Genomic DNA, 12,694 nt, shown 5'->3' with positions numbered 1-12,694 from the left:
CACGCGCCAACGTGCCGCTCGCGCACGCCTGCGCGTCGCGGCTTCCCATCGTCAGGATTTAACAGGAGATTTCAAATGCACGTCGAGGTCCTTGGGCAATACAAACTCGAACTGTCCGCGATGCAGTTGATCCACAACGGCGGCTGGGCGGCCTATCTCGCCATTCGCACCGTCGATGAAAACCAGCAGGCCCAATCCGGCTTGCTGCCGTATCAGCATGTGGTGGACGAAGCCGTGTTCGAAAGCGAAGCCGCGGCAATAGCCGGTGCGCGCCGCGTGGCAATGGCAATGCTGAGCACCGCGCCCGCGCGCTAACTAACGCCTGGGCGTTTAATGATTGGTAATCCTGAATTAGCCGCCTAATAAAATGTCTGATAACTCGCGCACATTCACCGACTCAGCGGACGCATAAAACAAATGCGCGACGTCAGACTAAATAAGCAATAAAAGCGGTTGCAGAAATACGATGTTCAAAATACGATATATCAGAAGGGGCGAACCAAAGCAGTTTGCCCGACGCGCAAGCCGTCGCCGACCCATGAGCAGCCCACGGTAGATAAGCCGGCAAAGTCCGGCAACCGAACCGAGCGCAATGCCAGGCAGACAAGGATCAATTTAGGGAGACGAAAATGGGCAAGGCATTGGAGGGTGTGAAGATCCTCGACTTCACGCACGTGCAGTCGGGGCCGACCTGCACGCAGTTGCTGGCGTGGTTCGGCGCGGACGTGATCAAGGTGGAGCGGGCGGGCGTGGGCGACGTCACGCGTGACCAGCTTCGCGACATCCCGGAGGCGGACAGCCTTTATTTCACGATGCTGAACCACAACAAGCGTTCGGTCACCATCGACACAAAAAATCCCGAAGGCAAGCAGGTTCTGGAAGAGCTGATCCAGGTGTGCGACGTCATGGTCGAGAATTTCGCGCCGGGTGCGCTGGACCGGATGGGCTTCACCTGGGAGCGCGTGCAGGAACTGAATCCGCGCATGATCGTGGCGTCGGTGAAAGGCTTTGGTCCCGGACCCTATGAAGATTGCAAGGTTTACGAGAACGTCGCGCAATGCGTGGGCGGAGCCGCGTCGACCACAGGTTTCGACGATGGTCCTCCCGTTGTGACCGGCGCGCAGATCGGCGACTCGGGAACCGGGCTGCATCTGGCGCTTGGCATTGTCACGGCGCTGTATCAGCGTCATTCGACCGGCCGCGGCCAGTACGTGTTGTCCGCCATGCAGGACAGCGTGCTCAATCTGTGCCGCGTGAAGTTGCGCGACCAGCAGCGCCTCGAACGCACCGGCGTGATGAAGGAATACCCGCAGTATCCCAATGGAGAGTTCGGCGAAGCCGTGCCGCGTGCGGGCAATGCATCGGGCGGCGGCCAGCCCGGTTGGATCCTGAAATGCAAGGGCTGGGAAACCGATCCGAACGCGTATATCTATTTCATTACGCAAGCGCCCGTGTGGGCAAAGATCTGCAACGTGATCGGCAAGGAAGAATGGGCGACCGATCCGGACTACGCCACGGCCGCCGCGCGCTTGCCGCACCTGAAGGACATCTTCGCCGAGATCGAACGCTGGACCATGACGAAGACCAAGTTCCAGGCCATGGACATCCTGAACAAGTACGACATTCCATGCGGCCCGATCCTTTCGATGAAAGAAATCGCCGAAGAACAGTCGCTGCGCGAAACCGGAACCATTGTGGAAGTCGATCATCCGGTGCGCGGAAAATATCTGACTGTTGGCAATCCTATCAAATTGTCCGATAGCCCCACTGAAGTCACGCGTTCGCCATTGCTCGGCGAACACACGGATGAAGTGATGGCCGAACTGGGTTACCAGCCGGAACAGATTGCGCATTTGCGGGCTGTCGGCGCCATTTGAGCGCGGGCTCGCACAAAAAGATGACGCGACGCGGCCCATGCGGCGGCGTCAGCGCACCCCATAAAAACTTGCAGGAGACATTCGATGAAAACGTGGATACGGTTTCGGAACGCGCACGGCCAGACGGGTTTCGGCGTTCTGGAAAACCATCGCATCACGCAGTACGACGGCGAGATGTTCGGGACGGCAACGCCGGGCGCGAAGCTGCTGAGCCGGGAAGACGTCACGCTGCTGAGCCCGTGCGTACCGACAAAAGTCGTCGCGCTCTGGAACAACTTTCACGCCCTTTCCGAAAAGCTGGGAAAGGCCGCGCCCTCTCATCCGCTCTTTCTCATCAAGCCGCCAACCTCCGTGATCGGCCACGGCGAACCTATCCAGCGTCCGAAAGCGTACAACGGCAAGATTGCGTATGAAGGCGAACTTGCCATTGTGATTGGCAAGCGCTGCAGCAATGTATCGGCAGAAGAAGCCGACGACTACATCTTCGGCTATAGCTGCATCAACGACGTCACCGCCGCCGAACTCCTCAACGAAGATCCCAACTTCGCGCAATGGTGCCGCTCGAAGGGCTTCGATACATTCAGTTGCATTGGACCCGCGATCCAGCGCGATTTCGACTGGCGTAACGCACATGTCATCACGCGGCTCGATGGTGTCGAGCGCCAGAACTATCCGCTCTCGGACATGATCTTTTCGCCCGCGCAGCAAGTGAGCCTGATCTCGCAGGACATGACGCTCGAACCTGGCGACGTGATCGCGTGCGGTACGTCCGTTGGCGTGGGATCGATCAAGGATGGCGCGACGGTTGAAGTGTCCATCGGCGGGATTGGCGTGTTGTCGAACGTTTTAGCGGGCGGAGTCTGACATGGCGATGACCATTGCAGTGCCGCGCGAGATCCGCGCGGGCGAGCGCCGCGTTGCAGCGACGCCCGAGACCGTCGGCCAGTTGCTGAAGCTTGGCTTCTCCGTGAATGTGGAATCGCAGGCGGGACTCGCCGCCTCATTCGATGACGACGCCTACCGCACAGCCGGCGCACACATTGTGAGCGACACGAACGCGTTATGGTCCGACGCCGACATTGTGATCAAGGTGCGCGCGCCGGAGCCGCATGAAGCCGCGTTGCTCAAGCGAGGCGCAACGCTGATCAGCTTCATCTGGCCCGCGCAAAACGCGGCGCTTCTTGCACAGCTTGCCGCGGCTGGCGCCAACGTCATGGCGATGGACAGCGTTCCCCGCATCTCGCGCGCGCAAAAGCTGGACGCACTCAGCTCGATGGCGAACATGGCGGGTTATCGCGCGGTCATTGAAGCGGCGCAGCATTTCGGGCGCGTGTTCACCGGACAGATCACCGCGGCCGGCAAGATGCCGCCGGCGAAAGTGCTGGTGATCGGCGCAGGCGTTGCAGGTCTCGCGGCGATTGGCGCGGCACGTGGTCTGGGCGCCATCGTGCGTGCTTTCGATACGCGCGCCGAAGTCGAGCAGCAAGTCGAAAGCATGGGCGCGGTGTTCCTCACGGTCGACATGGAGGAAGAAGGTAGCGGCGGCGGTGGCTACGCGAAACAGATGAGCGCGGAGTTCATCGCGGCGGAAATGGCGCTCTTTGCGGCGCAGGCGAAGGAAGTCGACATCATCGTCACGACCGCGCTGATTCCGGGCAAGCCCGCGCCGAAGCTGATCACCGCCGAGATGGTCGGCATGATGCGCGCGGGCAGCGTGATCGTGGACATGGCGGCCGAGCAGGGCGGCAATTGCGAACTTACCCAGCCGGGCGAAGTGGTGCAGGTCCACGGTGTATCGATAGTCGGTTACACCGATCTCGCGAGTCGCATGGCGACGCAGTCGAGCCAGCTTTACGGCACGAACATCCGTCACTTGCTGACCGATCTGACGCCGCAGAAAGATGGCGTCGCGAAGATCAACATGGACGACGATGTGATGCGTGGCGCGACCGTCGTGCATGAAGGCGCCGTGAGCTGGCCGCCGCCCCCGCCGAAAACGGTTGCCATCGCGGCGCACAAACCCGCTCCCGCGAAGCCAGTAGCGGCGGAAGTCAAGGAAGAGCCGCGCAATGGTTTCGTCTCGGTTGTGATTCTGGCCGTCGCCGCATTGGCGCTGCTCGCGCTCGGCGCGGTCGCGCCGCCTGCGTTCGTCGCGCATCTGACCGTCTTCGTGCTCGCGGTGTTCGTGGGTTACCAGGTGGTCTGGAACGTGACGCCCGCGTTGCACACGCCGCTGATGAGCGTGACCAATGCGATCAGCGGGATCATCGTGATCGGCGCGCTGTTGCAACTCGGCACGTCCGACACGCTGGTGACGGTGCTTGGCGGTATCGCGTTGCTGGTTGCCACGATCAACATTGCGGGCGGGTTCCTCGTGACCCAGCGCATGTTGAAGATGTTTCAGCGCAATTAAGGAGAAAAAACATGCTGAACGGAATTGGCAACATTGCGTATCTGGGCGCGGCCGTGCTCTTCATCCTGAGCCTGCGCGGACTGAGTCATCCGAGCACCGCGCGCCGGGGCAACCTGTATGGCGTCGCGGGCATGCTGATCGCCGTCGTCGCGACGCTCCTCATTGCGCAAGGAGCGGGGCTCGCGGTCGTGCTGGCGGCGGCCGTGATTGGCGCGGCGATCGGCGCCGTGCTCGCACGGCGTGTCGAGATGACGCAAATGCCGCAGCTTGTCGCCGTGCTGCACAGCTTCGTGGGACTGGCGGCGGTGCTGATCGGCTTCACCAACTACCTGATGCCGCTTGGCGATATTGCCGGCGCCGAACTGACCATCCACCTGTGCGAGATCTATCTCGGCGTGTTCATTGGCACGATCACCTTCACGGGATCCATTGTCGCGTTCCTGAAACTGCAAGGCACGATCAGCGGCAAGCCGCTCGTCTTGCCCGCGCGGCACCTTCTGAACCTCGCGGTGCTCGCGGCGTGCGTGGCGTTGGGATACCGGTTCCTCACGGCAAACGTGATCGCCGACGGCATCACCGCGTTGCTCATCATGATCGTGCTCGCCGCGGCGCTCGGCGTGCATCTCGTGATGGCGATCGGCGGCGCGGACATGCCCGTGGTCGTCTCCATGCTCAACAGCTATTCCGGATGGGCGGCCGCCGCAACGGGCTTCATGCTCAGCAACGACCTGCTGATCACGACCGGCGCGCTGGTCGGCTCTAGCGGCGCGATCCTGAGCTACATCATGTGCCGCGCGATGAACCGCAGCTTCTTGTCGGTGATCCTTGGCGGCTTCGGCGCGGCGAGCGGAACGAGCACGGCGGACGTGGGCGGCGAAGTGGTGGCGACCAGCATCGATGAAGTCTGCACCATCCTGCGCGATGCCTCCGAGGTCATTATCGTGCCGGGTTACGGCATGGCCGTGGCGCAGGCGCAGACGACCATCAGCGACATTACGCGCAAGCTCGAGGCACTCGGCGTGCGCGTCCGCTTCGGCATTCATCCGGTCGCGGGCCGCTTGCCCGGCCATATGAACGTGCTGCTCGCGGAAGCGAAGGTGCCCTATGACATCGTGCTCGAAATGGACGAGATCAACGAGGACTTCCACACCACGGATGTCGTGCTCGTGATCGGCGCGAACGACATTGTGAATCCGGGTGCGCTGGAAGATCCGGGCAGTCCGATTGCAGGCATGCCGGTGCTCGAAGTGTGGAAGGCGCGCACGGTGGTGGTGTCCAAGCGCGGCATGGCGACCGGCTATGCGGGCGTGGACAATCCGCTTTTCTACAAGGACAACACGCGCATGCTGTTCGGCGACGCCAAGACGAGCGTCGACGCGTTGCTGCGCCAGTTGTCGGCCGCCTGATCACAAGACTGGAATCCCATGATCCGCTCACGCAAAGCCAGGATTGTCGCCACGCTCGGTCCCGCGACTTCCGATATCGATACGATCACGCAACTCTTCAACGCGGGCGCGGACGTGTTCCGCCTGAACTTCAGCCACGGTTCTCACGCGGATCACAAGCGCCGCTACGACCTCGTGCGCGAAGTCGAGCGCGTTTCCGGCCGGCCCATTTCCATCCTCGCCGACATGCAGGGTCCCAAGTTGCGGGTCGGCCCGTTTGCCGCGGGCAAGGTGATGCTGGCCGAAGGCGCGGAATTTTCACTCGATACCAACCCCGCACCCGGCGACGTGAATCGTGTGTACCTGCCGCATCCCGAGTTGTTCGAGGTCGTGGCCGCGGGCCAGTCGCTGCTGCTCGACGACGGCAAGCTGCGCCTCGAAGTACTCGATAACAACGGCGAGCGCATCCGTACCCGCGTGAAGCACGGTGGCGCGTTGTCGGACAGAAAGGGCGTGAACGTGCCGGACACCATCCTGCCGATTCCCGTGCTGACGCAAAAGGATCGCGTCGACCTGGAGTTCGCGTTGTCGCTCGGCGCGGACTGGATCGCGCTCTCGTTCGTGCAGCGTCCGGAAGATCTGGTCGATGCCCGCGAGTTGATAGGCGATCGCGCCGGCCTGATGGTCAAGCTGGAAAAACCGGCGGCGCTGGATCGTCTGGATGAAATCGTTCAGGCGTCCGATTCTGTGATGGTCGCGCGTGGCGACCTGGGCGTGGAACTTCCGCCCGAGCGCGTGCCGGGAGTCCAAAAGCGCATCCTTCGGTCATGCCGCAGCCACGGCAAGCCGGTGATCATCGCCACGCAAATGCTCGAGTCCATGATCGCCGCGCCCGTGCCGACCCGCGCGGAGGCGTCCGACGTGGCTACGGCAATCTACGACGGCGCTGATGCCGTCATGCTTTCGGCGGAATCGGCCAGCGGTGCTTTCCCGGTGCAGGCGGTCGCGATGATGGACCGCATCATCAAGGAAGTGGAGCACGATCCGTTGTATCGCAGCCTGATCGACGCGCAGCATGAACTGCCGTTGAACACGCCGGGCGATGCGATTTGCGCCGCGTTGCGCGATGTTGCGCAAACGATCAATGCGGTGGTCGCGGTGACCTACACCACGTCGGGACACACGAGCTTGCGCGCCGCGCGCCAGCGTCCGGCAGCGCCTATCCTGAGCATTACGCCGAAGCTTGCGACCGCACGCCGTCTCGCGCTGGTGTGGGGCGTGCACTCCACGGTAAGCCCGGATATTGGTTCCGTCGACGAAATGGTGAGCGCCGCGTGCGGTACCGCTGCGCGGGAAGGCTTCGCGAGCCCGGGCGATCAGGTCGCCATTGCAGCCGGCATGCCGTTCGGCGAATCCGGCACGACAAACCTGCTGCGGATTGCCCGCGTTTAGGTACGATGTAATTAAACGCTGCACGTGTACGCGCGCCTGAAAATCGCGCGCCGGCTATGCACGTCCGAATTTTATAAGGCATCCGAAATATATAAGCTTTAACTAATCCAAGGCATAAGAAACTTTCACTTTCGTTAATGGATGAAGGTTGCCATCATGGTTTCAGCCTGAGCAGTCAACGCACCCCATAAGGATGCCGGCGCGCGACGTGGAGACCGTCGCTGCCGCACGGCATGAACGAAACAGCGGCTTTCAACCACGCGCCGAGATATTCGCATCGCCTGAAGCCGGACTGAGGCTTTCGTCCGGCCCGACAGAATTCGTTATTTAAAACAGGAAGAGACCGATGAAAATCTGTGTATATGGCGCCGGCGCGATCGGCGCGTACTTGGGCGCGCAACTCGCTTTAGCCGGCGCGGATGTCAGTTTCGTCGCGCGTGGCCCGCATCTGGCGGCCATGCAGTCGAAGGGCGTGCGGCTGCAGATCGACGGAACCGAGCGGACCGTCAAGGTGCGATGTTCGTCCGACCCACGTGAACTCGGTGTTCAGGACTACGTGATCATTGCGTTGAAGGCGCATTCGGTGCCGGGCGTGGTCGGCGCAATGCAACCGCTGCTGGGTCCCGATACCGCCATCGTCACCGCCGTCAACGGCATTCCCTACTGGTATTTCCACAAGCACGGCGGCGAGTTTGCGGATACCACGCTCGACAGCATCGACCCGGGCGGCACGCAGTGGAAGCAACTCGGAGCCGAGCGCGCGATTGGCTGCGTGGTGTACCCCGCAGCCGAGATCACGGAACCCGGTGTGATCCGCCATGTGTACGGCAAAAAATTTCCTATCGGTGAGCCGAGCGGCGAGCGCACCGAGCGGATTCAGAAACTGAGCGAAATCATGGTGGCGGCCGGACTCGACGCGCCCATCCGCGACAATATCCGCGACGAGATCTGGCTCAAGCTGTGGGGCAATCTCTGCTTCAATCCGATCAGCGCGCTGACCCACGCAACGCTCGACGTGATCACGAGCGATCCTGCAACGCGCGATGTATCGCGGACCATGATGCTGGAAGCCAAGTCCATCGCGGAACGTTTTGGCGTGCATTTTCGCGTCGATGTCGAAAAGCGCATTGACGGCGCGGGTGCCGTCGGCGCGCACAAGACTTCCATGCTGCAGGATCTGGAAGCCAATCGTCCGATGGAAATCGACCCGTTGCTGACCGTGGTGCAGGAAATGGGCCGGCTGGTCGGGCAGGCAACGCCGACTATCGATACGGTGCTGGCGCTGATCAAGCTTCGCGAGCAGATTGCGCAGCACGTGCCGGCGCCAGCGCCCGAACCCGCGCCGGTCAGCTAAAAAGGCATGTCGATTTCCTGCAAGGCCATTCGTCGTCAGGTAAGGGAGCGCGCAGCCTCGTTGTGCGTGCTTCCTTCTTTCGAATGATCGAACAGGAGATGCTTCATGACTTATGTCGATGGATTTGTTGCCGCCGTGCCCACGGCCAACCGCGAGGCGTTCCGGCAGCACGCGCAGATGGCGGCGGGCGTTTTCAAGGAGCACGGCGCGCTGAAAGTTGTCGAGTGCTGGGGAGACGATGTGCCGGAAGGCACGCTGACTTCGTTTCCAATGGCCGTCAAGCGCAAGGACGACGAGACGGTCGTGTTCTCGTGGATCCTCTGGCCGTCGCGTCAGGCGCGCGACGACGGCATGAAAGCGGTGATGGCCGATCCGCGCGTGCAGCCCGACAAGAATCCCATGCCGTTCGATGGCAAACGCATGATCTACGGCGGCTTTGAAATGATCGTGGAGGCGTGAGGCGCGGGCCCGGCGCGGGCCTGGCGACACGCTAAGATAGCGCTTCGCCAAGCTCATCGCGCACGCATGATTTCCAGCCAGTACATTAGCCGCATCACATTGCAGCGGGACAAGGTCGACTCGTTCGATGCTTATCCGTTTTCGCTTCCCGCGGTTCGGTCGCTGGACACGCTCGACCTGCATCCGCAGGTGACGTTTTTCGTCGGTGAAAACGGCTCGGGGAAGTCGACGCTGCTGGAAGCGATTGCCGTTTCCATGGGTTTCAACGCGGAAGGCGGCACGCGGAATTTTCGCTTCGATACCCGGTCGTCCCATTCCACGCTCGACGCGTATCTTCGCGTCGCCAAGGGCTTCAAGAAGCCGAGGGATGGATTTTTCCTGCGCGCCGAAAGTTTCTTCAACGTCGCGACGGAAATCGAAAATCTTGATGCCGCCGGCGGCCTTGGCCCTCCGGTCATTAACTCTTACGGCGGGCAGTCGCTGCACGAGCGATCTCACGGCGAGGCGTTTCTCGCGCTGTTGATGAACCGCTTTGGCGGCAAGGGACTGTATCTGCTGGACGAACCCGAGTCGGCGCTTTCGCCGCAACGCCAGCTTGCCGCGCTGGCGCGCATCCACGACCTGGCGGGCGACGACTCGCAATTTGTCATTGCCACGCATTCGCCCGTTCTCATGGCCTATCCGGACGCGTGGATTTACCAGTTCACTGCCGACGGCGTTGCGCGCGTGAATTACGACGACACCGAACACGTCCAGATCATGCGCGCGTTCATGGCGAATCCCGGGCGGATGATCCGCACGCTTCTAGACGATGAAAAGTGATTGCCAGGCATCGGCAAGGATGACCTGAAAAGCGTCCGCCCTGGAAAAGACGCGGCGAAGCGCACGGTTTGATCGATAAAAACGCAGTTCGCCGCGCAGGTTTTCCAGCCATACGCGTTGCGCGAAAACCGCCGAAAACCCCACGGGACAAGGGCGGATAATTATTAGAAGAATAGATCGAGCGGTGTGGCAGGACCGGGCGTGATGTTTGCGGTAATAAACGCACAACTGCTCATTACTGCTGCCATGTCCCGCTTTGCATCGCCATTTGTTTCGCGTCTTGTCATGCTGCTGAAGGCAGGTTTAGGCAATCTGGGCCAAAGAAACCACGTGGCCGTGCTCTGGCAACGCGTCCAACCGGCCCAAGAAGCCATCCAAACTGATGTGAGTAAGGGGCAAACTGGGGCGGCGTCATGTTGATACAAACCTTTGAAACCCTGGCGACGTGGCTGGCAATATGCGGTTTGCATTTTTCACTGCTGACGCCCGCAGCGGTGGCGCATGCGTTCGGTTCGCTGCTGGGCGTGATGGTGGGCGTTGTGTTGCCGCTTGGGATTGCCGTGAGTGCACACCGGCGACTGGAAGAACTCTAAGCACCCACCGCTTTGCTGCGGCGCGCAAAGCAACGCGCTTGATCTTCGCGCCGCTTGAGGCGCACCATGAAAAACGCTGTCCGTCCTGAGCGAACCAGTGCCCGCCTTTGGAGGCGAAGATGCCGGAAATCAATCAGCAAAGAGTCGTCGAAATTCTTAACGAGATCCTCGAATCGGAACTCGCCGGCGTCGTCCGATACACCCACTATTCATTCCTCGTATTCGGCTTCGGCCGCATTCCCATTGTCGGGTGGTTGAGGGAACAAGCCGACGAATCTCTGCTGCACGCGCAGCAGGCCGGCGAATGGATCACGACGCTCGGCGCGTATCCGTCGCTTGAAATCGGACCTTTGCTCGATTCCCATACCTTCGACATAGGCTCCATTCTTCGCGAGTCGCTCGAAAGTGAAAAGATCGCGCTGGGTCACTACCGGGCGTTGCTGGCGCAGGTCGAAGGCCGCTCGATAGCGCTCGAGGAATACGCGCGGCAGATGATCCACGTGGAAGAACTGCACGCGGGCGAAGTCGACAAGATGCTGCGACGGCCCGGTGCCGTCGCCACGCTGCCCGAAGCCGGACTGGCGAAAGATCTGCTGTAGTCCGGCGCTCGAGATTCAGCGCAGCGGCCTGAAAAACGTCCGGATCTCTTCCGCGAGTTCATGCGGCGTTTCCATGGCGGCGAAGTGGCCGCCTCGTGGCATGGTGGTGTATCGCTGAAGATTGTAGACGCGTTCGATCCACGAGCGCGGCGGCATCGGCAATTCGTGCGGATAATGCGCAATGCCGGTCGGCGGCAACACGCGTTGTCCGCTCGCAAAATGCACCGGCCGCCGCCGGCTCTCCAGATACATGCGAAACGATGACCCTATCGTGCCCGTGAACCAGTAGATGGAAATGTTCGTCAGCAACGCATCGAGCGAAAACACCCGTTCGACGTCGCCGCCGCAATCGCTCCATCCGCGGAATTTCTCCACTATCCACGCCGCCAGACCCGCTGGCGAGTCGTTCAGCCCAAACGCGAGCGTCTGAGGTTTGGTGCCCTGTATGTGCCCGTAGCCGCCTTCCGCGTCGGCCCAGGTTTTGGCTGTATCGAGAAATTGCGTTTCTTCCGGCGAAAAAAGCGGCGTCTCACCGTTACCCAGCGGCGGCCGATACGACCCCGGAATGTAATTCAGATGAAGCCCGGCCACGTTTTCCGGATTCTGGAACGCCAGCCACGTGGACACGCTCGAACCCCAGTCGCCGCCTTGCGCGCCGAACCGTTCGTAGCCAAGACGCTTCATCAGCGCTGCCCACAGGCGCGCGACCTCGAACGGTCCCGTACCCGGCGCGCATGGCGCGGACGAAAATCCATATCCGGGCAGCGACGGCACCACGACGTCAAACGCATCGCGCGGATCGCCGCCGTGGCTGGCGGGATCGGCGAGAAGGGGAATGATTGCCTCCATTTCCATGAACGATCCCGGCCAGCCATGCGTGAGGATCAGCGGCAACGGCGCCGGCCCATTTCCCCGCCGATGCACGAAGTGAATGGTTTTATCGTCTATACCCGTGGTGAATTGCGGCAGCGCGTTGAGCCGCGATTCCTGAGCGCGCCAGTCGAACGAATTTTGCCAATAGTCGACAAGGCGCTTGAGGAACGCCTCATCCGTTCCTTCGCTCCATCCCGAATCCGCAAGACTGTGCGGCCAGCGCACGCGAGACAAGCGCTCCTGAAGGTCGTGCAGCGCGCTATCGGAGATGGCTATCTGAAAAGGCGTGACGTTCATGGCAGCACCGAAGTTGGTTTTCGTTGCCGCCGATGCTACTGCAGTTCCCGCGTTACCGTCCCGGCACACGTCTGGAAACCCCACGGCCGTGCTATGGTATCCGGCTCGATTTCGCGTTATTCGAGTGATCGGGCACGCCATTTCACCCACGAAATACTCTGGACGTTTTATGAAAAAAGTTTCGCTTTTGCTTTCGATGGTCTTGATTGCTTCATCGGCGTATGCCGCCGCCGCTACGGAAACGCTGCCTTCGGGCGTGACCGTCACGCAACTGAAGGCGGGTACGGGCGCACAGCCGACCGCCGCCGATACGGTCACGGTGAACTACCGCGGCACGCTCGCGGACGGCACCGAATTCGACTCATCGTATAAACGCGGCACGCCGGCATCGTTCCCGCTTGGACGCGTTGTCCCGTGCTGGACCCAAGGCCTTCAAAAGATGAAAGTCGGCGAAAAGGCCAAGCTGGTTTGCCCGCCGGCCACGGCTTATGGCGATCGCGGCGTGGGCGCCATTCCGCCGAACAGCACGCTGACCTTTGAAGTGGAACTGCTGAAGATCGGCAACTGAGC

General features: G+C 61.3%; 13 protein-coding genes. 12 read left to right on the top strand and 1 reads right to left on the bottom strand.

What is annotated here, in order from left to right:
- The first annotated feature begins 75 nt into the window (after positions 1 to 75).
- The 11 genes from AWB64_RS16410 to AWB64_RS16355 all read left to right on the top strand — a co-directional run bounded on the left by AWB64_RS16410 (position 76) and on the right by AWB64_RS16355 (position 10,954).
- Positions 76 to 315, top strand: a complete 240-nt coding sequence (locus AWB64_RS16410) for a hypothetical protein (protein ID WP_060856485.1) — start codon at positions 76 to 78, stop codon at positions 313 to 315.
- A 314-nt stretch (positions 316 to 629) separates the two neighbouring features.
- The gene (frc, locus tag AWB64_RS16405; RefSeq protein WP_060856484.1) at positions 630 to 1,877 is read left to right on the top strand and encodes a formyl-CoA transferase; all 1,248 of its coding nucleotides are present in this window, start codon (positions 630 to 632) and stop codon (positions 1,875 to 1,877) included.
- A gap of 84 nt (positions 1,878 to 1,961) precedes the next feature.
- Positions 1,962 to 2,741: a fumarylacetoacetate hydrolase family protein gene (locus tag AWB64_RS16400; RefSeq protein WP_060856483.1), complete on the top strand. Its 780-nt coding sequence runs from the start codon at positions 1,962 to 1,964 to the stop codon at positions 2,739 to 2,741.
- Position 2,742: 1 nt separating this feature from the next.
- Complete coding sequence (locus AWB64_RS16395; RefSeq protein ID WP_060856482.1) at positions 2,743 to 4,290, top strand: Re/Si-specific NAD(P)(+) transhydrogenase subunit alpha; 1,548 nt, start codon at positions 2,743 to 2,745, stop codon at positions 4,288 to 4,290.
- A gap of 11 nt (positions 4,291 to 4,301) precedes the next feature.
- On the top strand, positions 4,302 to 5,696 hold the full coding sequence (gene pntB / locus AWB64_RS16390; protein ID WP_060856481.1) for a Re/Si-specific NAD(P)(+) transhydrogenase subunit beta: 1,395 nt from the start codon (positions 4,302 to 4,304) through the stop codon (positions 5,694 to 5,696).
- Between the two features lie 18 nt (positions 5,697 to 5,714).
- Positions 5,715 to 7,127, top strand: a complete 1,413-nt coding sequence (gene pyk, locus AWB64_RS16385) for a pyruvate kinase (RefSeq protein ID WP_060856480.1) — start codon at positions 5,715 to 5,717, stop codon at positions 7,125 to 7,127.
- A 346-nt stretch (positions 7,128 to 7,473) separates the two neighbouring features.
- Positions 7,474 to 8,481, top strand: coding sequence for a 2-dehydropantoate 2-reductase (locus tag AWB64_RS16380; RefSeq protein ID WP_060856479.1), 1,008 nt, complete (start codon positions 7,474 to 7,476; stop codon positions 8,479 to 8,481).
- Between the two features lie 105 nt (positions 8,482 to 8,586).
- Positions 8,587 to 8,940 (top strand): DUF1428 domain-containing protein, encoded by a 354-nt coding sequence (locus tag AWB64_RS16375; protein ID WP_060856478.1) that lies wholly within the window; start codon positions 8,587 to 8,589, stop codon positions 8,938 to 8,940.
- A 66-nt stretch (positions 8,941 to 9,006) separates the two neighbouring features.
- Positions 9,007 to 9,762, top strand: coding sequence for an AAA family ATPase (locus AWB64_RS16370; RefSeq protein WP_060856477.1), 756 nt, complete (start codon positions 9,007 to 9,009; stop codon positions 9,760 to 9,762).
- 413 nt (positions 9,763 to 10,175) lie between these two features.
- Positions 10,176 to 10,355 carry a hypothetical protein gene (locus AWB64_RS16360; protein ID WP_060856475.1) on the top strand — a complete coding sequence of 60 codons (180 nt, stop codon included), beginning with the start codon at positions 10,176 to 10,178 and terminating at the stop codon, positions 10,353 to 10,355.
- A gap of 119 nt (positions 10,356 to 10,474) precedes the next feature.
- The gene (locus AWB64_RS16355) at positions 10,475 to 10,954 is read left to right on the top strand and encodes a ferritin-like domain-containing protein (protein WP_060856474.1); all 480 of its coding nucleotides are present in this window, start codon (positions 10,475 to 10,477) and stop codon (positions 10,952 to 10,954) included.
- 15 nt (positions 10,955 to 10,969) lie between these two features.
- On the opposite strand, the gene AWB64_RS16350 is transcribed toward AWB64_RS16355, so the two are convergent.
- Entirely contained in the window at positions 10,970 to 12,124 is a 1,155-nt protein-coding gene (locus AWB64_RS16350) for an epoxide hydrolase family protein (RefSeq protein WP_060856473.1), read from the bottom strand.
- A gap of 169 nt (positions 12,125 to 12,293) precedes the next feature.
- On the opposite strand from AWB64_RS16350, the gene AWB64_RS16345 reads away from it, so the two are divergent.
- A complete protein-coding gene (locus AWB64_RS16345; protein ID WP_060856472.1) occupies positions 12,294 to 12,692 on the top strand; it encodes an FKBP-type peptidyl-prolyl cis-trans isomerase in 399 nt (132 codons plus the stop codon).
- Positions 12,693 to 12,694 lie beyond the last annotated feature (2 nt).

Source organism: Caballeronia sordidicola (genome assembly GCF_001544455.2).
Lineage (GTDB): Bacteria > Pseudomonadota > Gammaproteobacteria > Burkholderiales > Burkholderiaceae > Caballeronia > Caballeronia sordidicola.
This window is presented reverse-complemented; position numbering and strand designations above follow the sequence as displayed.